This window comes from Pseudoalteromonas sp. SMS1 (assembly GCF_021530565.1).
Classification (GTDB): Bacteria; Pseudomonadota; Gammaproteobacteria; order Enterobacterales; family Alteromonadaceae; genus Pseudoalteromonas.
The window spans coordinates 105118-126843 of the sequence record NZ_JAKGBI010000005.1 but is presented as its reverse complement, the minus strand read 5'-3'; the positions used below and the strand labels follow the sequence as shown (position 1 = coordinate 126843).

Annotated in this window: 19 protein-coding genes; all 19 read left to right on the top strand. The window is 39.9% G+C overall.

What is annotated here, in order from left to right; all coding sequences use genetic code 11:
- The first annotated feature begins 10 nt into the window (after nucleotides 1-10).
- The 19 genes from L1286_RS08020 (at nucleotide 11) to L1286_RS07930 (ending at nucleotide 21712) form a co-directional block, all read left to right on the top strand.
- Nucleotides 11-2341, top strand: a complete 2331-nt coding sequence (locus tag L1286_RS08020) for a Calx-beta domain-containing protein (protein ID WP_235406382.1) — start codon at nucleotides 11-13, stop codon at nucleotides 2339-2341.
- 28 nt (nucleotides 2342-2369) lie between these two features.
- Complete coding sequence (locus tag L1286_RS08015; protein WP_235406381.1) at nucleotides 2370-3134, top strand: AglZ/HisF2 family acetamidino modification protein; 765 nt, start codon at nucleotides 2370-2372, stop codon at nucleotides 3132-3134.
- Between the two features lie 11 nt (nucleotides 3135-3145).
- Nucleotides 3146-4261 carry an N-acetyl sugar amidotransferase gene (locus L1286_RS08010; RefSeq protein WP_235406380.1) on the top strand — a complete coding sequence of 372 codons (1116 nt, stop codon included), beginning with the start codon at nucleotides 3146-3148 and terminating at the stop codon, nucleotides 4259-4261.
- Nucleotides 4262-4894: a PIG-L deacetylase family protein gene (locus L1286_RS08005; protein ID WP_235406379.1), complete on the top strand. Its 633-nt coding sequence runs from the start codon at nucleotides 4262-4264 to the stop codon at nucleotides 4892-4894. It begins immediately after the preceding gene.
- Nucleotides 4895-4896: 2 nt separating this feature from the next.
- Nucleotides 4897-5883, top strand: coding sequence for a sulfotransferase (locus tag L1286_RS08000; RefSeq protein ID WP_235406378.1), 987 nt, complete (start codon nucleotides 4897-4899; stop codon nucleotides 5881-5883).
- Nucleotides 5876-7072 (top strand): glycosyltransferase, encoded by a 1197-nt coding sequence (locus tag L1286_RS07995; RefSeq protein ID WP_235406377.1) that lies wholly within the window; start codon nucleotides 5876-5878, stop codon nucleotides 7070-7072. Before L1286_RS08000 ends, L1286_RS07995 begins: the two co-directional genes overlap by 8 nt.
- Before the next feature lie 23 nt (nucleotides 7073-7095).
- Nucleotides 7096-8265 carry an O-antigen ligase family protein gene (locus tag L1286_RS07990; RefSeq protein ID WP_235406376.1) on the top strand — a complete coding sequence of 390 codons (1170 nt, stop codon included), beginning with the start codon at nucleotides 7096-7098 and terminating at the stop codon, nucleotides 8263-8265.
- Between the two features lie 74 nt (nucleotides 8266-8339).
- Nucleotides 8340-9440, top strand: coding sequence for a glycosyltransferase family 4 protein (locus L1286_RS24220; protein WP_235406375.1), 1101 nt, complete (start codon nucleotides 8340-8342; stop codon nucleotides 9438-9440).
- Nucleotides 9441-9500: 60 nt separating this feature from the next.
- A complete protein-coding gene (locus tag L1286_RS07980) occupies nucleotides 9501-11327 on the top strand; it encodes a hypothetical protein (RefSeq protein WP_235406374.1) in 1827 nt (608 codons plus the stop codon).
- Between the two features lie 2 nt (nucleotides 11328-11329).
- On the top strand, nucleotides 11330-12562 hold the full coding sequence (locus L1286_RS07975) for a glycosyltransferase family 4 protein (protein WP_235406373.1): 1233 nt from the start codon (nucleotides 11330-11332) through the stop codon (nucleotides 12560-12562).
- Nucleotides 12563-12588: 26 nt separating this feature from the next.
- The gene (locus tag L1286_RS07970) at nucleotides 12589-13149 is read left to right on the top strand and encodes a sugar transferase (protein ID WP_235406372.1); all 561 of its coding nucleotides are present in this window, start codon (nucleotides 12589-12591) and stop codon (nucleotides 13147-13149) included.
- A complete protein-coding gene (locus L1286_RS07965) occupies nucleotides 13146-14102 on the top strand; it encodes a methionyl-tRNA formyltransferase (RefSeq protein ID WP_235406371.1) in 957 nt (318 codons plus the stop codon). Before L1286_RS07970 ends, L1286_RS07965 begins: the two co-directional genes overlap by 4 nt.
- On the top strand, nucleotides 14099-14779 hold the full coding sequence (locus L1286_RS07960; protein ID WP_235406370.1) for a PIG-L deacetylase family protein: 681 nt from the start codon (nucleotides 14099-14101) through the stop codon (nucleotides 14777-14779). The genes L1286_RS07965 and L1286_RS07960 overlap by 4 nt, the downstream gene beginning before the upstream one ends.
- A gap of 110 nt (nucleotides 14780-14889) precedes the next feature.
- Nucleotides 14890-15522: an acetyltransferase gene (locus L1286_RS07955; RefSeq protein ID WP_235406369.1), complete on the top strand. Its 633-nt coding sequence runs from the start codon at nucleotides 14890-14892 to the stop codon at nucleotides 15520-15522.
- Nucleotides 15519-16364: a 3-hydroxyacyl-CoA dehydrogenase family protein gene (locus tag L1286_RS07950; protein ID WP_235406368.1), complete on the top strand. Its 846-nt coding sequence runs from the start codon at nucleotides 15519-15521 to the stop codon at nucleotides 16362-16364. Before L1286_RS07955 ends, L1286_RS07950 begins: the two co-directional genes overlap by 4 nt.
- A gap of 2 nt (nucleotides 16365-16366) precedes the next feature.
- Nucleotides 16367-17551, top strand: coding sequence for a DegT/DnrJ/EryC1/StrS family aminotransferase (locus L1286_RS07945; RefSeq protein ID WP_235406367.1), 1185 nt, complete (start codon nucleotides 16367-16369; stop codon nucleotides 17549-17551).
- Between the two features lie 15 nt (nucleotides 17552-17566).
- Complete coding sequence (cysD, locus tag L1286_RS07940; protein WP_235406366.1) at nucleotides 17567-18472, top strand: sulfate adenylyltransferase subunit CysD; 906 nt, start codon at nucleotides 17567-17569, stop codon at nucleotides 18470-18472.
- A 66-nt stretch (nucleotides 18473-18538) separates the two neighbouring features.
- Nucleotides 18539-19969, top strand: coding sequence for a sulfate adenylyltransferase subunit CysN (gene cysN, locus L1286_RS07935; RefSeq protein WP_235406365.1), 1431 nt, complete (start codon nucleotides 18539-18541; stop codon nucleotides 19967-19969).
- A 15-nt stretch (nucleotides 19970-19984) separates the two neighbouring features.
- Nucleotides 19985-21712 carry an SLC13 family permease gene (locus L1286_RS07930; protein ID WP_235406364.1) on the top strand — a complete coding sequence of 576 codons (1728 nt, stop codon included), beginning with the start codon at nucleotides 19985-19987 and terminating at the stop codon, nucleotides 21710-21712.
- Nucleotides 21713-21726: the final 14 nt, after the last annotated feature.

Below are 21726 nucleotides of genomic sequence, written 5' to 3'. Positions count from 1 at the left end.
GAATTAACATATGAAGCGCTACTACCTTACTTTTTTACTGTTGTTGACTGTTATTTTTTTAAGTGGTTGTTCTGATGACAACGTACAAAAGGATGAATACGATGTAACCTTTGAGGTGAGCAAAACCACAGTAAAAGAGGTGGGTGGTAGCTTTGAAATAACAGCAAAACTTCATGTTGCAGCTGATCAGGATATTGCGTTTTCATTTACGTCCATTGGTGATGCCACACTCGGTGAGGATTTCATTGTCTCCGATAACTTACTCACTATCCCAAGCGGGGAAATGTCATCGTCAATTATCGTGGATATTGTCAACGACTTTATTTTTGAAGGGGAAGAAGCCATTGAGCTTCGCGCTTCAGACACTTTCGATTACCTTACAGACAACACAAAAATCCAAGTTATTCATGTACTGATTGAAGATGGCATAGAAGTACGTGGGAATGCTTCTTTTGATAGACACGCAGAAAAAGCCCTTTATATGCAAGATAGTGACTATGAAATTTTTAGTCTCAATATGAATACATTGGCTCTGCGTAAGTATACGTTTTCAAACCCCGTCTATTCTCCTAAGTTATCAGCAGACGGAAAATCTTTTTATTATCTGCAGCTCTCATCCGAAGGCTATTTTTCGCAACTGTGGTCCTATGACTTGGAAGACAATATTAAAACGAAAGTGAGCGATGCTTCACATGGAAATATATTAAATTTCTCTTTAGATGAAGAGTCGTCTTATATCTCTTTTGTTGGTTATAGTAGTGACCGTAGTACAGAGAGTATTTATGTGAAACCTCTGCAAGAGCAAGGTGATACATATGAATTGGCAGGCACACCAAAGGGGCGAAAAAACTTTTCGCCGGTGTTTTTTACGGGAACAAAAATACTTGGTTTCTCAGATAGCAGTCACATTTATTTATATAACTTGGTGAGTAGCACGTTAGCAACCATTGATATTGACGCTAACATTCACTATATGAACGAAGATGGGTTGTTCACCTCTTTTAAAGATAGCTATTATCAAATTTTTAAGTTAAACACGAAAGACAATTCAATTGAGCAAGTTACGTTTAGTAATAGCCACAAGCTAAAGCCAAGTTTAGGCGAGCAGGGTAACTTGGCGTATATCGATGCTGGAAGCATGCTAGACGCGAAACACATGTCATGGATGAGATGGAACGACTTGATGAATAGCACATCAACGTACAAAGATTATACCAACCATTGGGGCAGAGTCTCTTGGTATGAGTCCTCGGTATTAGAGTTCTTATATAATGCCGCAAGCGAGTTTAGTGACAATCACATTGAACATGTATACACAAACCATGTCCAGTCTGTGTTAAATACAATGGATCAGCGCAGCGGTATTTCAGATTATCAAGGCGTGTCAACATGTGGTTGGAGCGCGAATCGATACTCCCTTGATAAAACCAGCCTTCAGAGAATCAGTGTTTTAGATAGTATGGTGGGCACTGAATTGGCCAAATTTTTAAAGTTGGTGTCAGGCAAAGAGTCCAAGAGCGAAGAAATGATCGCTTTAGAGCAAGATGTGGACAGTGCTGTCGCGTGTATTATTGATGAAACTAAAAAGCATTGGATAACCAGTGAAAATGATCCTTTAGGGATAGCCTTAGAGGACGAAGCGTATCTTAGGCTTCCGTTTGCAAGCCCGCAAAATTACGATGGCATTAATGTGCCATTTAATTTTCAAAATAAGTTTGGCTCACTGCTACTAAATTACTCTGAGTATAGTTCAGACAGCGACTTGGCACGCGATGCTAGAATGTTAGCTAACGTTTTTATTCGTCATATGGAAAAACTAGACAGTGGTTATGCATGGAACTATTGGTGGGGAACAGGGTTTCATGGATGGAATAGTGAGGATGGATATTCACTTAATACCCCTAGCTCACCAGGTACCAAATCTAGGGCATCTAGTGGTTATGCGGGAATTGACCTTGCGTTCTTTAGTCACTTCATTGGTGTTCATGAAGGGTTAGACTTGGAGCTGCTATTGAAGACTTATAAACAGGGCAAAACAATGGACCTAGACCCATTGTCCGTCGGCCTGCTTTTAGAAGAGTTTGATAGCTCTATTCGTGAAAGCCTTAAAAACCAAAAAGCATTATTAGATATAGAGCTGAGGTACGTTCCGCTACTAGATGATATTTTGTCCACACCACAAGAAGACTGGAAAGTTGTTTTTGACTTTGGTGAGGCAGAGCCAATGACTAGCAGTGTAGACCACCCGATATATCAGTTTAAACGTAAAAATAACAACCTTGTTTTTATATCTAAATCTGATGGTGAAAGTTATAAGTTGAACTCAATTGTTATTGATTGACAACTATTTTTAAATGTTGAGACTTTAAATGTTATTTAAACGCGTTATTCCCAGTATCTTATTTAGTGATGGTGGGCTTCATAAAACTATTAAATTTAAAAATAAAAAATATGTTGGTGACCCGATTAATACTGTCAGGTTGTTTAATGACCTTGAAGTAGACGAATTAATCCTTTTAGATATTGATGCATCTAAGCAAAACCGGGGTCCTAACTTTGAGTTAATCAAAGAAATCGCTTCTGAATGCTTTATGCCCGTATGCTATGGCGGTGGCGTAAGAAGCTTGGAAGATGCCGAGCGTATATTTCAAACAGGTATTGAGAAAGTTGCGATTAATCACCAGTCACTCAATAACAAACAGTTAATTACGGATTTAGCAAAAGTTTTTGGTAGCCAAAGTATCGTGCTTGGTGTTGATATCAAAAAAAGTTTTTTTGGTAGTTATAAGCTCTTTTCGCACACAGATAAAAAGAAGTTATCGCACTCATACATAAAGCACATAGAAGAATGTATTGAGGCAGGAGTTGGAGAAATCTTACTCACTAGTGTGGACCAGGAGGGAACTTTATCCGGTTTTGATTTGGACCTGATTGCTGAAGTTTCTTCAGTCGTAAATGTGCCTGTTATTGCTCATGGCGGAGGAAGTACAATTTCCGACATCCAATCTGCTTTTAAAGGCGGGGCTTCTGCGGTATCCTGCGGTGCTAAATTTATTTATGAGGGCCCTCATAGAGCAGTCTTAATAAACTATTTAAACCAGTCTGAATATAATATTATTAACCCGATAGAGTAAGAGCTATAGAAATGCAAAACACGGACTATAAAATTTGTACAAAATGTATTATGGATACGACCGATCCTGACATTGAGTTTGATGAACAAGGTGTTTGTAACCACTGCAAAAATTATGACAAAAAAGTGGCATTTGAGCTCATTCCTGATGAATTGAAAGAATCACAACTGTCTGAATTCGTTGCTAAAGTTAAGCAAAAAGGAAAAGGCAAAAAGTACGATTGTATCGTTGGCATCAGTGGTGGTGTTGATAGTTCTTATGTTGCGTTACTTGCGAAAGATCTTGGGTTAAGAACACTACTTGTACACCTTGATAATGGCTGGAATAGTGATATTGCCGTGAAAAACGTGAAAAATATCGCTAAAAACACGGGGTTTGACCTATATACGCATGTTATCGATTGGACTGAATTCCGAGACATTCAGCGCTCACTTTTTGCTGCCTCAGTGGTAGACATTGAGCTAGCGACCGACCACGCTATCAAAGCCGTAATATTTAAAGTAGCTGCTAAGTTTGGGGTCAAGTACTTACTGAATGGTGGTAACGTCATTACAGAGGCTATCATGCCGGTGTCTTGGCGACATACCAAGGCGGATAAGTCTAACCTCAATGACATCCACAAAAAATTTGGTAAAACCAAGCTAAAAACCTACCCGATGGCAGGTATTATCAAGCAGCAGTTTTATAAGCGATTCTACGGCATCGAAAACGTTAAAATCCTCAACTACATCAACTTTGTAAGAAAAGATGTGATCCACAGGCTTATCACTGAATTAGAGTGGGAAGAGTACGGAGGTAAACACCATGAATCTGTTTTCACTCGTTTTTATCAAGGCTACATCTTACCAGAGAAGTTCAATATAGATAAAAGGCGTTGTCACTATTCTAATTTGGTCTGCGCTGGCCAATTGTCACGTGACGAAGCGTTAGAAAGAATGAAGCTTAGCCCTTATAACGAAAAAATGCTCAATGCTGACAAAGAGTTTTTGATTAAGAAGCTCCAGTTTACAGAAGCTGAATTTGAAGCTTATATCAAAGCGCCTAGAGTTTCTCACTATGATTACAAATCTGATGAAAGTTTGATTGAGTTTTTGTTGAGCGTTAGAAAGAAACTAGGGATGGGATAAATGATTAAATTTGAAAAGGTGCTTGTGCTTGCACCCCATACGGATGATGGTGAAATTGGTGCCGGTGCATTAATCAATAAACTCATAAATGAAGGCGCAGATGTGCATTATATTGCATTTTCAACGTGTGAAGAGTCTGTGCCAGAAGGGTTACCGAAGGACATTTTAGCGAAAGAAGTTGTCAAAGCGACTTCCAAGCTCGGTATCAAAGAAGCGCAGGTTGCTGCATGGAAGTTTCCTGTACGCCACTTTCCGAAGTTTCGCCAAGAAATACTTGAAAAAATGGTTGAGAAAAGGAAAGAGATACGACCTGATCTTGTGTTGATGCCCGCTTCATTCGATTGTCACCAAGATCACTTTACGATTTATGAAGAAGGTGTTCGTGCATTTAAAGGTTGTACGATGTTAGGCTACGAGGTTGCTTGGAATAACATAAAATTTGAAGCTAACCTACTTGTCGAGGTTGACCAAGAAAATATTAATGCGAAAAAAGCGGCATTCGATCAGTACAAATCTCAAGGTATGAGGCCTTATAAGTCATCTGACTTAGAGAACCTCGCTAAGGTCAGAGGTATGCAAATTGGTGTACCCTATGCGGAAGCCTTCAATGTAATCCGTTGGATATGGAAGTAAGCATGGCCGAATATGTATTTATTGGAGGTGTTGGCCGCAGTGGTACTTCTATCACGAGGGAGTTGCTGACAAAAGGAGAGGAAGTCTTAGGTTTCCCTTTCGAATATCGTTTTATAATCGATCCTGATGGTATTGTTGATTTTATTCAATCGTATACCAGCGCTTGGTCTCCTTACATGGCAGATCGTAAAATTAAGAGGTTAGAGCGCTTTTTAAAGCAGCTTCAATCAAAGTCCGCATTGAAACACTTTGTTGGTGAGTTGATCCGTTCCAATGCATGGTTAAAGAAGAATATTAATGCGGATTCATATCATGGGTGGGAGCTTGAGAAACATTTCCCAACCTATGAGGTTGAAGTACAACGTTTAATACAGGACTTAACGGAATTAACTTACAGGGGCTCTTGGGCCGGCGCAGAAAGCTTTGATATTAAACACGAAATTGTTTACGGAAGAAACTTTTCAGAAGAAGCGCTATACACAATATTCAAAGGCTTTTTACAGCGCTTATTTGACGGTGCCTTCAAATTGCGTAACAAAAGCGTGTTAGTCGAAGACAATACGTGGAATTTACTATTTTGTCGGGAACTATCGCAACTCTTCGATGATGCCAAGTTTATACATATTTATCGAGATCCTAGAGATGTTGTTGCTTCGTTTTGTAAGCAAAGATGGATGCCGAGTGATGTCGTGAAATCAGCCATTATATGTCGGGACTTATACGTTAAAATTCTTGAACAAACCGCATCTTTGAATAGAGAACAGTTTTTATCCATGTCGCTTGAAAGCTTAGTCAATAATAAAGAGACAAATGTGGATAAGCTGCTAGAATTTGCGGGCGTTCGCAGAAGCAACGCGATGGAGCAAATTAAACTGTCTAGCTCATCATTTGGACGATGGCGAAACCAGTTCTCTGATGCTCAAATCACTGCAATAGAGCCCATCTTGAAAGGCGTGACAGAACAGCTTGGTTATGTTTGGAATGAATAATTTAACGCACTCAAGAGACTCTATTGTCTATGTGACTTCTGATTGGTCCGGCTTAAAAGATGTCTTGCTGGAAAAAGGCGCTACCCCAAAAGGCATGCCTGCATTTTTTAAACCGCTAGAAGAGCTTAATCGCCGTAATGTTAAAGTAGAATTGATTGTTCTCACGAGCGAATTTAAACAAAGTGATATATCGAGTGATTATTTTTCAAATACCAATATCACTGTATTGCCGTGGCCAAGTTCAAAGTCGTTAAAAGCCGCTTATGATATTGCTTATACTGTTTATAAGGTATGTTCGATAATTAGAGCTGTGAAGCCATCTTTCGTTTATTCTCTTGGACCGAAAGGTGTCACGGGGACGATTGCTGCCAAAATTACCAATACGCCAGTTGGTGTTCGGATTTTTGGTATAAACACGTACTATGAAAAGTATCAAGCTCAGGGGGAGCTTAAGTTTGCCTTAAAATCACCTCTGTTCTATTTGATGTTTAAGCTACGTTCCAATTTTATTCTTGCTACCAATGATGGCTCTCCATCTGATCTCCTAAATCAAGAGATTGGTCGTAAAGACAATGTGTTTAAATACTGGGCAAATGGTTTTGATTACTCTGATGTTGACTTGAGTACGACGGCCAAAACATCTCGATATCTTATTTATCCTTCTAGAATATCCGAGAAAAAACAACAGTTAGAGGCTGTTAAGATCCTAGAGGATTTGCATCGTTTGGGCCATCAAGACGTCAAGTTGTTATTTGTTGGCCACCTGACGGATAAAAATTACTGGGAAAAAATCGAGCGTTACGTAGACACCGCTGGGTTGTCTGAGCACGTTCAGTATTTGGGGACGATGGACAAAGCGTCGCTCTTCAAGTATATGCATGACGCTATCTGCGTGCTCAGTATTCAGAAAGTATCAAACTTGAGCAATGTGCTTCTTGAAGCGCTAAGTTGTAACTCGGTGATATTAAGCTACCGTGAACCAGCCTTATGCAACTTCTTAGAACATGAAAAATCTGCATTGCTAATCAATAAGAATGACGAAGCAGCACACTTGATCTCTAACCTGATAGAAGATGCTGAACTGCAATCTGATATACGTACCAAAGGAAAAGATGCGTTGGAAAACTACGTTGATCCTTGGCATGTGAGGGTTAACAGAGAGTTAGATTTACTATTGGAAAAGCGCTAATTGATTAGGAACTATCTGGAAGCATGAAAATAATAAATACGTTTGCTGCTAAAGAGTTATGGTTTGTACTATTGTTGCTGTCAGGGTTTTTTAAGCAATACCTGAACATATTGAATTTTGGAAGTATTGATTTCACTTTAGCTGTGGCTGGTATTCTATTGCTTTTGCTTTTCAAGGAGTATCTGACTAGCTATGAGAGGAAGATGGTGAGTAATTACTCACTGATTGGGCTTTGCAGTTTAGGGTCATTTCTCTTTTTTGTATTTTTATCACTACTGTACACTCACTCTGAACAATATTTCTATCAGAAACTGCTGAGCTTTTTCGTATGTGTGTACATCTATTTTTTACCTCAGATCTATAAAGACTTTAATATACAGTCTTTTCTAAAGAGTTTTATCAATGTATCGCTTGTATTAACGATCATTTTTATTCTGCTTTACCCGTTGGTTTCGGGCAGTTCTGATTTTGGAATTATACGGGAAAACTACTTAGTCGTTGGCTATCTATGTGGTCTGAATATCTTGTTGTTGTTCGCCTTGAAACAAGGGATCAGCCTTAAATTGGCATGTTTTGCGCTGGTACTGTTTCTGACGGGAGCGAGGGGGCCAATTATTTTTACCGTGTTGGTCAGCATCTTAATTTGGTTGAACATGTATGGATTCTTTAGAATATTTACGCCAAAAGTACTTATCTCTCTCTTCGCATTACTATTTGTGTTCATCGGCTTGATTGGCACGGTAGAGTTTATGCAAGATATGTTAGAAGGGAGCCTTAATAGGTTATTCTTATTATTTAGCGATGACATGGGGTCGTCAGCGAACGTAAGGATAAATCATATCGTTGACTCTTGGATGCATATTAAAAGTAATCCGTTATTAGGTTATGGTTTCGGAAGCTATGGAATGGTGACCACTGGATTGGATATCAGGTCATATCCACATAATATATTTATAGAAATATGGTTTGAAATTGGCCTTTTGGGATTGCTAGCCTTTACGCTTTTTTGTTTTTATCACCTTGGCTTAACTTATCGCAAAATAGGGTTTCCTGCTGTATGCATTCTAATTTATATCCTACTGAATGCATTGAAGTCGTCATCATTTGCTGAAGTAAAGTTTTTGTTTGCGTTTTTATCGGTCTTTGTTTTGCTGAGCAGTTCAAATTCAGAAAAGAAATTTAACTTAAGTTGAAAAATACGTTTTTTTACTGCCTAATTTGTTTTGTTGCGTTTTTTTGAAAAATATTAATATAGGAATAGAGCCTTGTGAAAGTTTGCCATATATCATCAGTCCATGATTCTAAGGACATACGAATTTTTAAAAAGCAATGCGTTTCACTAGCAAGTTCAGGAGTCGACGTTACTTTTTTGGTGCAAGAAGACAGCGATGAAAAGCGAGATGGTGTTAACATTAAAGCGCTGAAAAAGCGCAGTAATGGCTTGGCAAGGCTGTTGTTTACGCTACCAGCAGTGCTTATGTTTACTTTAAGGAATAAGTTCGATATTTACCATGCGCATGATCCAGAACTTATCCCAATTTTGTTCATACTCAAGCTATTTGGTAGAACGGTCGTGTATGATATGCATGAAAACTTTCCTAGGCAGCTTAAAACTAAAAACGTGCACCCACTCGTCAAAAAGTCTCTGTCGATAATTTGGCCAGCAATCGAAAAGTTCGTATTTAAGAGAATAAATGTTGTTTATGCCGAAACTTCTTACAAAGAAGATTACCAGTATGTGCGCAGTGCTATTGACCTGTTAAACATGCCGTTACTGGGCGAACTGAGTGCCATCGATAAAACGAAACATAAAGAGTTTAGTATTGGCTACGTTGGTGGGGTCTGTAAAGAGCGCTACCTAGATGGCACCCTAAAGGCCATCGAAAAACTTGAAAAGAAAGGCATTAAAGTAAGGTTTGATTGTATCGGCCCTGTCTACTTTGAAGAGAGTAAGCAGTGTATAGAAGCGTATAAAAAGAAGCTGTCAAACTTTAACTTTTATGGTCAATTACCGCCAAAGGAAGCTTGGGAAATTATCGCTAAGTGCCATGTGGGTGTCGCAATGCTTCTCCCTCTGCCAAATTATGTTGGCTCATACCCAACGAAGCTTTTTGAATACCTAGGCATGAAAATGCCGGTGATTACTTCAAACTTTGAGCTTTATAAACCAATTGTTGAAGACAACAATGTCGGGTTTTGCGTTGACCCTCTAAACGACGAAGAATTTGAAGTAGCCTTGGAGAAGTTAGCCACTGATCCCGAGCTACTTAATTTAATGAGTCAAAACTCAGAAGCAATACTAGAGAAAAAATACTCTTGGGACATTGAGTTTAAAAAACTGACTGAGTTTTATAAAACAATTAAATAAATTTTATTAATACATTCAATCGAATAAGAATGCTTTGCATTGTAGGAAATAGGAAGCGTTATGTGTGGAATTTTTGGTGTTATTTCAACCGGGGAAGTGGTTAGAAGCGAAGTTAAAGAGCTTGTCTCCCACGCTAGACAAAGGGGCCGAGACTCAAGCGGGTTTGTCTTCATTGATGAAAGCCAATATAAAGTAAAGCGTGCAGATTTTGATGTTAACGTACTTTTAAAGAAAACAAAGCTTGAACGTTCAAGCATTTTACTTGGCCATAGCCGTCTAATAACCAATGGGCTAAGTGATAATCAGCCAGTTGTTCGAGATAATGTTGTAGCAATCCACAATGGCATCATAGTCAATGACAATGATGTTTGGAAAGAAACAGGCCTAGAGAAAAGGTTGCAGATAGATTCTGAAATTATTGTAGCCTTAGCTGAAGAATATAAAGCTAAAAACGATTCGATTGAAGGTGTATCTCAATATATTCTTGAAAAGTGTAGAGGTGTCATCTCTTGCGCTCTGCTATTCGCTGACATTGGCAAGCTTGTGCTATTTTCGAATAATGGCAGCTTGTATCTAGGTGAAAAATCGGGTTCTAAATACTTCTCATCAGAGCGTTTCCCTCTTTCAGAGTTAGCGTGTTCTAACATTGAGCAGATCAAAGAAGACGAAGTAATTATTGATGTACCATCTCATCAAGTTGGCAATGTTTCTGATGATAATCATCGTGTTGAAGATTTGATTCCAGAGTTCAAGTCAATAAAAGAAGAAGAGGATATGCTCGAGTATGATAAGCCTGAAATCAAGCGCTGTACTCGTTGTATACTCCCTGAAACAATGCCATTTATACACTTCGATAAGGATGGCGTGTGTAACTATTGCCACAATTACAAAAAGCGCAATATACCTAAGCCAAAAGAAGAGCTTTTTGACTTAATAAAGCCGTATCGTCGTCCTGGTAGTCAACTTGACTGTATCGTTCCTTTCTCAGGGGGAAGAGACAGTTGTTATGGTCTACACCTGATTGTTAAAGAGCTCGAAATGAAGCCTGTTACCTACACGTATGACTGGGGTATGGTAACGGATCTGGGTAGGCGCAATATCAGCCGCATGTGTGCTGAATTGGGTGTTGAAAATATCATTGTAGCGGCAGATATTTCGAAGAAAAGACAAAATATTGCGAAGAACTTAAAAGCATGGTTAAAAGCACCGCATCTAGGTATGATTTCTATACTAACCGCCGGTGACAAGCACTTCTTCAGATACGTTGAGTCGGTTAAAAAGCAAACAGGGATTAATTTGAACCTGTGGGGTGTTAATCCACTCGAAGTAACTCACTTTAAAGCTGGCTTCTTAGGTGTTCCGCCTTATTTTGAAGAAGAAAAAGTATACTCTCATGGTATCGCTAAGCAGATGCGCTATCACTACCTAAGAACAAAAGCAATGATGAAGAGTCCTGGGTACTTTAATAGCTCTTTATGGGACACGTTATCTGGTGAATACTACCGCAGCTTTACAGAGAAAAAAGATTATTACCATATCTTTGATTACTGGCGTTGGGATGAGCACACTATTGATGACACCTTAATAAACCAATACGATTGGGAAGTTGCTGTTGATACTAGTACAACATGGCGAATTGGTGATGGTACTGCTGCGCTTTATAACTATATGTATTACACCGTGGCTGGTTTTTCTGAGCATGATACGTTTAGAAGTAACCAAATTCGTGAAGGTGAAATTACCAGAGAAGAAGCCCTTAGGTTAGTTGAAGATGAAAACCGTCCGAGATATCCAAATATTCGTTGGTATTTAGATGCACTAGGGATGGATTTCAAAGACGTGATTGGTACTATCAATCGAATTCCAAAACTTTATAAGGTCGATTAATAATGCCTAAAGTTGTTTGGTATATATCTAAATACTTTTCACCACCTCTTAAAGGAACAGGAGGCGGCCGTGATTGGCTGCTTCTAAAAAATTTAAGTAAACAAGGTATTGAGCCTATCGCCATTGTTTCAGATTCTAATAATCTGACGAGTGTTCCCGAGCTGGTTAATAGCAATGAGGTGATTGAAGAAGATGGCGTCAAAGTTGTCTGGCTTAAAACGCTAAAATACTCAGTTGCTAAGTCTTCCAAAAGAATCCTAACTTGGTTTCATTTTGAATGGAATTTATTTCGTTTTAATACTGAGCAGCTAAAAAAGCCGGATGTGATCATTGTATCGAGTCTCTCGTTGCTAACGGTCTTGAATGGTTTGAGACTGAGCCGAAAATATAAATGTCCACTTGTTTTCGAGGTCAGAGATATTTGGCCACTGACAATTACAGAGGAAGGAGGGGTCAACCCGAAGCACCCTTTTGTATTGCTACTGAGATATATCGAAAAGCTAGGTTATAAGAAAGCAGATCATATAGTCGGTACGATGCCTAATCTAACTGAGCACGTCACTAAATCATTAGGCTATGAAAAAGCAGTCTCATGCATCCCGATGGGGATTGATTTGGATGTGATTTCGAAGCAGGAAAGTGTGTCGGACACATATGCAAAAGATTACCTGATTAGAGATGATGTATTTAAAGTAGTGCATGCCGGAACAATAGGTATTACCAATGCGCTGGAGCCATTCTTTGAAGCGGCCGAAGCCATGAAAGATAACAAAGATGTGTGCTTTATTTTAGTCGGGGATGGTGCATTAAAATCCGAGTATAAAGCGCGATACGGACACTTAGAGAACTTGGTTTTTGCGCCTAAGGTGCCAAAAACACAGGTACAAAGTGTCTTGTCTTATGGCGATCTACTTTATTTTTCGGTGTTTGATTCTGAAGTCTGGAAATATGGTCAGTCCTTAAACAAGGTGATTGACTATATGCTGTCAGATAAACCAATACTGGCATCCTACAGTGGTTATCCATCTATGATTAACGAGGCAAACTGTGGCAAGTTTGTTGAGTCAGGCTCAGTAGAAAAGCTGGTATCAGAGATAGAACGTTTTGCAAAAATGGAGCCTAATGAACTAGCTAATTACACAGGGAAGGGTCGTAAGTGGTTAATTGAAAATAGGAACTATGAGCAACTTTCTAAACAGTACACAGAGATTTTGAGTAATGTAGAAGCTAGTTAGTGAGCTTCTTTTCAGAGTAATCAGTTATGAAACATATTTTTGATTTTTCGCTGAGCTTTTTAGCGATATTATTGCTTTCTCCATTGTTAATTGCCACTGCGTTGTTGGTTAAATTAACAAGTCGAGGGCCGATATTGTTTAAACAAAAGCGAATCGGGTTGCATGGTGAGGAGTTTGAAATTTACAAATTTAGAACTATGACCGATGTTAAAAGAGATTTTAACGTTCAAGTTACCAAAGCAACCAGTGATGTTACACGTTTAGGCAGAGTTATTAGGCGATTGAAAATTGATGAGTTGCCACAACTGTTTAATGTTTTGAGTGGAAAAATGTCAATTGTCGGCCCTAGGCCATGCCTTCCAGCGCTAGTTGGTGAGTTTAATGAAGATGGACGGTCTAGGCTTACTGTAAGACCTGGTTTAACGGGGTTGGCACAAGTAAATGGCAATATCCACCTCACTTGGGAAGAGCGCTGGAAGTATGATCGCTTCTATGCCGAGAATCATAGCTTTTTTATGGATATTAAAATAATCGTTAGAACAATTCTTATCGTCTTACTTGGCGAGAAGTGGGGTAAGTCTAAATGAGAGTTGCTTTAATCGGTGGAGTCAGCTCAAGCTTGGTGACGCTTGAAAAGTTAGTTCAGCATGAATTAGAAATATCCCACGTATTTGGCTTTAGCCCAGACAATACTGAACTTGTCAGTGGATACCAGAATTTGGCCCCAATATGTGAGTCTAAAAGTATTGCGTTTACACCTTTCAAGAAAATCAACGATCACATTTCTGATATTGAAGCACTTGAGGTTGATTTTTTGTTTGTTGTTGGCATTTCTCAATTGGTTGATAAACGCATTATCGACTCACCTAAAGTAGGTGCAATTGGCTTTCATCCGACAAAATTGCCGAGAGGTCGTGGCCGAGCACCAATTGCTTGGTTAGTAAAGGAAGTTCAGGATGGTGCCGCCACATTCTTTTTATTAGAAGAGGAAGCTGACGCGGGCGCAATTGTCGCGCAACAAGACTTCTCAGTGGAAGCGCATGACACTGCGGCGAGCGTTGAAAGCAAAACTTTAGATGCGATGCATATTGCTTTAGACAATATGTTGCCTTCCTTGAAAGCGGGTGAATGGCATCCGGTTGCTCAAAATGAAGCATATGCAACAGAGTTTGGTGCTAGACGCCCAGAAGATGGGTTAATTGAATGGCACAATAGTGCCAGTGATATTGACCGACTTGTCAAAGCTTCATCTGCGCCCCATCCCGGTGCATTTACATTCTATCAAAACCAAAAGGTTGAAGTACTTGAGTCACGACCAGAGCACACGCTTAAAATCAAAGGGGTTGTAGGCAGAGTCCTAAAGGCGTGTGATAACGAATTATTAGTTCAAACTGGAAATGGATTGATTTGGGTCGTGATAAGTACACATGCCAGTGCCATTCGTGTCGGCCAAAAGTTAGGATATGATGTGGAATTAGAGCTCTATCAATTAAAGCAAGAGATGTTAGAGCTTAAAAAATGTATGGAAATGAATCGATGAAAAATGTATTAGTCTTAGCTCCCCATGCAGATGATGAAATATTGGGGTGCGGCGCCACAATGGCAAAGCATATTCGCAATGGTGATAATGTCTATGTTGCAATTATGACAAACGCGTCAGTAGGCGCGCCTGAATTGTTTAATAGTACCGCCGTAGATTTAGCAAGAGCAGAAGCGAAGGCCGCACACACGCTACTTGGTGTCAAAGAAACCGTTTTTTTTGATTTACCAGCTCCTCAACTTGAACAGTACCCTCAGTACAAAATCGCCACCTTGATCAACACTTTGATAAAGGAAAAAGGAATCGATATATTGTACATCCCACATAAAGGTGATCTTCATTTAGATCATGGCGTTATTTATAATGCCGCGCTTGTTGCTGCGAGGCCAGTACCAGGGCAATCGGTGACTCACATTTATAGTTATGAAACACTCTCTGAAACTGAGTGGGGACACCCTACACCAGAAGCTGTTTTTGTTCCTCGTTTCTTTAACAAAGTAAGCGACGCCGATTTTAACCAAAAAATCAAAGCAATGGGTTGTTTTGAAAGTCAGTTAAAGCCATTTCCAAATTCTCGATCTATCCAAGCGATTGAACACCTTGCAGGCTTAAGAGGATGTTATGTTGGCGCACGTTATGCTGAGAGTTTTGATGTAATTAGGGCGATAGATGAATAAAAGTGTTAACTTAAGTTGGCGCTTGTTTTTATTTAGAAAGAAAACGGTTTTAAAAAGGGGATCACGGGCAGTGATTCAATGACGATACAAGATTTTAAGGGAAGCAAATAATGAAGCCTATTTTAATAATTGGTGGGGGCGGTTTTGCAAAAGAGATCGTATGGCTTGCACAAGATTGCGACCGAGATGTCATAGGAGTCCTTGACGATAATCCCGAGACACATGGCTCACTAGTTCAAGGCATTGAAGTCCTTGGGGCAGTGGATGAATGGACTAAGTATGATGCCGAGATAGTGATTGCCATTGGTAACCCTCGTGTGAGAGCAATCGTAGCTGAAAAGCTAGAACAGCAAGGCAAACCACTTTTTGCTACCTTGATACACCCCTCCGTTAGATACTCAAAGACAGTTACTTTTGAGGCAGGCTGTATGGTTTGTGCTGGCACTATTCTTACTACAGATATTTCTGTTGGCAAGCATGTCATCTTAAACTTGAATGTCACAGTGGGCCATGAAACTTGTATTAGCGACTTTGTAACTGTTGCACCAATGGCTGCAATTTCTGGCAATGTCAAGTTAGAGTGTTATGCCGAGGTAGGAACTGGTGCGTCTATAAGACAAGGTGTAGATATTGGTAGAGGCGCCATGTTAGGTATGGGGGGAGTGTTGACTAAGAACATTCCTAATTTTACGATTTTTGCAGGAAATCCAGCGAAAAAACTGAAGGAGTTACCAGAGGTATGAAAGTCACAATCATCGGTTCAGGGGTAATGTCGGCAGGAATATGCCAAGTATTAACTAGTACAGAGCAACAAATTGAAGTGAATATTGTTGCGCGTAGTTTAGAAAAAGCAGAATCTGTAAAACAGCAAGTTAGCAGACAGCTTAAGAAGCTCGTATCCAAAGGACATTTGTCTGAAGAAATAGCTGTCGCTGCTGCTGATGCCATTCATTTACATGATACTTATAGTGTGTGTGCTGATTCTGATTTGGTGATTGAGGCTATTTCTGAAGACTTTACTGAAAAAATGAGTTTATTCAGCACGCTTTCTGAATTTGTGAATGAGGATACTATTGTCGCTACAAATACTTCCTCACTTTCAATAACAGCATTTGCGAGTGTCCTTCCTAATCCAAAAAATGTAATTGGACTGCACTTTTTCAACCCAGCCCCCCTGATGGAGCTTGTTGAGATTGTAGCTGGTCATGAGACAAGCTCAGAGCTCATTGAGAAGATGACCGCATTTACTCAATCTTTAGGGAAAAAACCGGTTCTTGTAAATGAAGCTCCTGGTTTTGTAGTCAATAGAATGCTAATTCCCATGATCAATGAGGCTGTGTCTATTTTAGCCGAAGGCGTAGCGACGGCTAAGGATATCGATAAAGCAATGAAATATGGGGCGCATCACCCTATGGGACCACTTGCCCTAGCTGATTTAATAGGGAATGACGTCAACCTTTCTATTATGGATACGCTATACAAAGAGACTGGAGACCCTAAATACCGTGCTCATCCACTACTTAGAAAAATGGTGCGCGCAAATTATTTAGGTCGTAAAACAAAACAAGGTTTTTATAAGTACTAATTATGCTGAATACTTCATTTTCACCATGGCCAAGCTTTTCACAAGAAGAAGCTGATTCCGTAAGTCGCGTTTTACTGTCCAATAAAGTGAATTACTGGACTGGTACACAAGGCAGAGAGTTTGAAAAGGAATTTGCGACATGGGCTGAGTCAGAATTTGCTGTTGCATTAGCGAATGGAACACTTGCGCTAGATGTTGCTTTAAAAGCTTTGGATATTGGAGCTGGAGATGAGGTCATCACAACACCTCGTACATTTTTAGCTTCTGCCAGCAGTATTGTAACCGCGGGTGCGGCCCCTGTTTTTGCTGATGTAGATCTAAATAGTCAGGCCATAACTGCTGAGTCAATTAAAGCGGTACTAACACCAAAGACTAAAGCCGTCATTGTTGTTCATTTGGCTGGAATGCCTGCTGAAATGGATGCCATTATGGCATTAAGTGAAGAATATGGCTTTTATGTAATAGAAGACTGTGCGCAGGCGCACGGTGCAAAATATAAAGGTAGATCGGTTGGAAGTATAGGTCACGTTGGTGCGTGGAGTTTCTGTCAAGATAAAATCATGACCACCGGCGGTGAAGGTGGCATGGTGACCACAAACTCCAAAGAGCTTTGGCAAAAAATGTGGAGCTATAAAGATCATGGCAAGAGCCATGATGCCGTTTATAATCGAGAACATCCTCCTGGTTTTAGGTGGCTTCATGAAAGTTTTGGTACCAATTGGCGCATGACAGAAATGCAGGCCGCAATTGGTCGAATTCAATTGACTCGAATGCAAAACTGGACGGCCACACGTCAAAATTATGCGGCACAGCTCGATGATGCAGCAAGAGAGTTTAGCTGTATTCGACTCGTTGATGTACCTGAGTATTGTGAACACGCAGAATACAAACACTATATGTTTGTGAAACCTGAGGAATTAAAAACAGACTGGACTCGGGACCGCATCGTTAACGAAATTGTTGAGCTAGGAGTACCTTGTTTCCAAGGAAGTTGTTCTGAAGTTTACTTAGAAAAAGCGTTTGATAACACGCCATGGCGACCAGATGAGCGTTTGAGAAATGCTGTGGAGTTAGGTGAAACCTCATTAATGTTTTTGGTTCATCCAACGCTAACTACAGCCGAAATTAACAAGACAGTAGATGTTATTAAACAAGTTTTTGCTTCTGCTTCAAATAGAGAAATTTAATTAGAGAGGGATAAAATGAATTTAAACATTACCCACCTAAAGGCACTTGAGGCTGAAGCTATTCATATTATTCGTGAAGTCGCTGCAGAGTTCGATAACCCCGTGATGTTGTACTCTGTTGGAAAAGACTCCGCAGTGATGTTGCATTTAACGATGAAAGCTTTTTACCCAGCTAAACCACCATTCCCATTACTTCATGTTGATACAACTTGGAAGTTTAAAGAGATGATCGAGTTTAGAGATAACATGGCGAAGAAGCTGGGCTTTGATTTGTTGGTGCACATCAATGAAGAAGGCGTCGAGGCGGGTGTTGGTCCGTTTACACATGGCAGTGCTAAGCATACCGATGTCATGAAAACACAGGCATTAAAACAAGCACTAGATAAATACCAGTTTGATGCTGCATTTGGTGGTGCACGCCGTGATGAAGAAAAGTCACGTGCAAAAGAGCGTGTATATTCGTTCCGCGATAAAAATCATCGCTGGGATCCAAAAAATCAACGTCCTGAGCTATGGAATACCTTTAACGGTAAGGTGAATAAAGGGGAGAGCATTCGAGTTTTTCCTTTGAGTAACTGGACGGAGCTTGATATATGGCAATATATTTATCTTGAAAACATAGATATTGTTCCTCTGTATTTGGCTGCTGAACGCCCAGTCGTCGAGCGCGATGGCGCACTGATAATGGTTGATGATGAACGTATGCCTTTAAAAGCGGGTGAGAAGCCTGAAATGAAGATGGTACGTTTTAGAACTTTGGGATGTTATCCTCTGACTGGGGCTGTCGAATCAAATGCAACAACACTCCCTGAAATCATTCAAGAAATGTTGTTAACGAAAACTTCTGAGCGTCAAGGTCGTGTAATTGATCACGATTCATCCGGTTCTATGGAGAAAAAGAAAATGGAAGGTTATTTCTAAAAGTAACTTTTTAGGTAATTACCTTTTGTAACTTTAATTAACCCAACCATTTTCAAAGGAAACATAATGACAGTTTCAACACAATCAAATTTATTAGAAACCGATATCGAAGGTTACTTAAAGCAGCATGAAAATAAGGACATGCTGCGTTTTTTGACCTGTGGCAATGTCGATGACGGTAAATCTACTTTAATTGGTCGCCTATTACATGACTCAAAATTGATCTTCGAAGATCATATGGCGGCAATAAAAAATGACTCTAAAAAGTTTAATACCACGGATGAAGAATTCGACTTAGCACTGTTAGTGGATGGTCTTCAGTCTGAACGTGAACAAGGAATTACTATTGATGTCGCTTACCGTTATTTTGCGACAGAAAAGCGTAAATTCATTATTGCTGATTGCCCTGGACACGAACAATACACGCGTAATATGGCTACGGGCGCCTCTAATTGTGACTTAGCGATCGTTATGATCGATGCACGTAAAGGCGTTCAAACACAGACGAAACGTCATAGTTATATTGCTTCGCTGCTAGGTTTAAAACACATTATTGTCGCAATTAATAAAATGGATCTGGTGGACTATAGCCAAGATGTATACCGTAAAATTAAGGCTGATTACAAAGCGTTTGCGGAACAGCTTGATATCCCAGATATACGTTTTGTGCCGATTTCTGCGTTGAAAGGCGATAATGTTGTCGATAAAAGCGATAACCTTGATTGGTACCCAGGCGCAACATTAATGAAGTTACTGGATACAGTCACCATCAGTGACGACAAAAATGTAGATACATTCCGCTTGCCGGTACAGTATGTTAATCGTCCGAATTTAGATTTCCGTGGGTTTTGCGGCACGATAGCGAGTGGCATTATCAATACGGGTGATCAAGTGACTGTTTTTCCATCGGGTAAAGAGTCATCAATAGAAAGAATCGTGACTGCGGATGGTGACCTCGATAGTGCGTTTGTAGGTCAAGCCGTTACGTTAACGTTGAAAGATGAAATTGATATTTCTCGCGGTGACGTCATTGTTAAGTCAAGCAATGATGATAAGCAACTACCTACGACAACATCCAAATTTGCTGCGACAATAGTATGGATGGCTGATGCGGCAATGCAAGTTGGTAAAGAGTATGAGTTGAAGGTAGGCACGAAAAATACGTTTGGTAGAATTGCGAATATTAACCATCGTATCGACGTAAACACACTTGAACAGACGGAAGCAAATGAGTTGCAATTAAATGAAATTGCTAATTGTACCATTGAAACGTCTGCGCCAGTTGTGATTGATAAATATAGCCAAGTGATTGGTACAGGTTCATTTATCATTATTGACAGACTGACTAATGTCACCGTTGGTGCGGGTATGATCTCCGAGCCTGGGGATGCAAGTCAGGAGACTGCAACACGCGTTTATACGCCAGCCGAAGTTGCATTAAATCAGTATATCAGAGAGCACTATCCGGAGTGGAACGCAGAAGCAATCAGTCTGTAGTTTTATATTGTATTCATGGATAGTCATCAATTGATAATAGTTGCTATTTTTATAGCAACTATTTTCTCGTTATTTAAATATCAAAAAAAGCCAGAGCGGGTTTTCGCTTTTGCTTGTTTGGCTTGTCTAGGCACCAATCTAATCACGACAGAGCAGCTATTGTCGAATGCCGTTAATCAGGGGGTGCTCACTCTGATGTTGCTGGTGTTGTGCAGTTTTGCGTTGGAGCGCACGAGTTTTTTACGCAAATTAGCGAGCATGCTCTTTAATGGCTCAATTTCAAAATCATACTTCAAGCTTTTTTCTGCAACCGCATTGTCTTCTGCTTTTTTGAATAATACAGCCGTTATTGCAACGCTGATCAGTCCTGTGAAAAAGAATAAATTGATCCCTCCTAACAAGTTGTTGCTCCCTCTGTCCTATGTAGCAATTCTAGGCGGGACGCTTACTTTGGTGGGGACCTCAACCAATTTAATTATAAACTCCATGCTATTAGAAAAAGGGGATGCAGGCTTTCACTTTTTTGATTTCTTACCTGTGGGGTTAATTGCGTTATTCGCTTGTCTTTGTGTTTTAGTACTGCGCTTACCGGCATTAAAGGGACAAGTGCATCATAAAGCGTTTTCAGAAAGTTATTTCGTTGAAGCATTTATTGAATCGAATTCCCCAATGGTGGGAAAGACCATTGAGCAAAATGGGTTACGTAGTCTCGATTCATTGTTTTTAGTTGAAATTATCCGCGATGGTCGTTTGATTAGCCCGGTGTCTCCGACGGATGTCATTGCGCCATGTGATAAACTCATTTTTTCTGGGGACATCACCAAAGTACTAAGCCTGCGACAATACAAAGGATTAAAGTTGTATGCTGAACAAGACGGTCTATTGCAGCAGAATTTGACCGAAGTGGTTATTAAACCCGGTGCCGCTGTTGTTGGTAAAACTTTGAAGAGCGCAGGCTTTCGTGCTCGTTTTGATGCTGCCGTAGTTGCAATACGCAGAGACGGTGAGAAACTAAGTGGTAAGCTTGGTGATATCACGATTCAAAGCGGTGATTTTTTGGTTCTAGCAGTGGGGCATGATTTTGCAAAACGGACCAATTTGAGTAAAAACTTTTTTATACTCAGCGGTGTGACAGCCGACGATATGATTACTGGACTGAAAGAGCAATTTACATTATGGGGATTCTTAGGTGCAATTACATCATCGGTGTTATTTGATGTGCCACTATTTAAATGCTTTCTATTTTACCTAGCCTCACTCATACTGTGTAAATGTCTGTCAGTCAACGAAGTTAAGCGCAGATTTCCTATTGAGCTTTGGGTTATAGTGGTCAGTGCGCTGAGCCTAGCATCTGCTTTGGAAGCGACAGGAGTCACGTTACTTATTTCTGAAATAGCAAAAAGTAGTTTAGCAGACCAAAGTCCTTATATTGCACTTATTGCTGTGTTCTTAATCACTTTATTACTCACAGAGTTGATTACGAATAATGCCGCTGCGGCTTTGGTCTTTCCCATCGCATATTCAACCGCCATTGGCCTGAATGTCAGTGTATACCCATTTGTGTTAGCCGTTGCTTTTGCTGCAAGTGGTAGTTTCATTAGCCCATATGGTTATCAAACAAATCTTATGGTTTATAATGCAGGTAGCTACAAGCTATTTGACTTCATCAAATTTGGTATTCCCGTATCGTTAACCTATGGCATAACTGTGCTTACGGTATTACCACATTTTTTCCCTTTTTAATGTTTAGGTAAAGT

What these genes read in the sequence shown, in the direction of transcription:
- L1286_RS08020 (WP_235406382.1), top strand. Translation starts at nt 11, where the DNA reads ATGAAGCGCTACTACCTTACTTTTTTACTGTTGTTGACTGTTATTTTT.
- L1286_RS08015 (WP_235406381.1), top strand. Translation starts at nt 2,370, where the DNA reads ATGTTATTTAAACGCGTTATTCCCAGTATCTTATTTAGTGATGGTGGG.
- L1286_RS08010 (WP_235406380.1), top strand. Translation starts at nt 3,146, where the DNA reads ATGCAAAACACGGACTATAAAATTTGTACAAAATGTATTATGGATACG.
- L1286_RS08005 (WP_235406379.1), top strand. Translation starts at nt 4,262, where the DNA reads ATGATTAAATTTGAAAAGGTGCTTGTGCTTGCACCCCATACGGATGAT.
- L1286_RS08000 (WP_235406378.1), top strand. Translation starts at nt 4,897, where the DNA reads ATGGCCGAATATGTATTTATTGGAGGTGTTGGCCGCAGTGGTACTTCT.
- L1286_RS07995 (WP_235406377.1), top strand. Translation starts at nt 5,876, where the DNA reads ATGAATAATTTAACGCACTCAAGAGACTCTATTGTCTATGTGACTTCT.
- L1286_RS07990 (WP_235406376.1), top strand. Translation starts at nt 7,096, where the DNA reads ATGAAAATAATAAATACGTTTGCTGCTAAAGAGTTATGGTTTGTACTA.
- L1286_RS07980 (WP_235406374.1), top strand. Translation starts at nt 9,501, where the DNA reads ATGTGTGGAATTTTTGGTGTTATTTCAACCGGGGAAGTGGTTAGAAGC.
- L1286_RS07975 (WP_235406373.1), top strand. Translation starts at nt 11,330, where the DNA reads ATGCCTAAAGTTGTTTGGTATATATCTAAATACTTTTCACCACCTCTT.
- L1286_RS07970 (WP_235406372.1), top strand. Translation starts at nt 12,589, where the DNA reads ATGAAACATATTTTTGATTTTTCGCTGAGCTTTTTAGCGATATTATTG.
- L1286_RS07965 (WP_235406371.1), top strand. Translation starts at nt 13,146, where the DNA reads ATGAGAGTTGCTTTAATCGGTGGAGTCAGCTCAAGCTTGGTGACGCTT.
- L1286_RS07960 (WP_235406370.1), top strand. Translation starts at nt 14,099, where the DNA reads ATGAAAAATGTATTAGTCTTAGCTCCCCATGCAGATGATGAAATATTG.
- L1286_RS07955 (WP_235406369.1), top strand. Translation starts at nt 14,890, where the DNA reads ATGAAGCCTATTTTAATAATTGGTGGGGGCGGTTTTGCAAAAGAGATC.
- L1286_RS07950 (WP_235406368.1), top strand. Translation starts at nt 15,519, where the DNA reads ATGAAAGTCACAATCATCGGTTCAGGGGTAATGTCGGCAGGAATATGC.
- L1286_RS07945 (WP_235406367.1), top strand. Translation starts at nt 16,367, where the DNA reads ATGCTGAATACTTCATTTTCACCATGGCCAAGCTTTTCACAAGAAGAA.
- cysD (WP_235406366.1), top strand. Translation starts at nt 17,567, where the DNA reads ATGAATTTAAACATTACCCACCTAAAGGCACTTGAGGCTGAAGCTATT.
- cysN (WP_235406365.1), top strand. Translation starts at nt 18,539, where the DNA reads ATGACAGTTTCAACACAATCAAATTTATTAGAAACCGATATCGAAGGT.
- L1286_RS07930 (WP_235406364.1), top strand. Translation starts at nt 19,985, where the DNA reads ATGGATAGTCATCAATTGATAATAGTTGCTATTTTTATAGCAACTATT.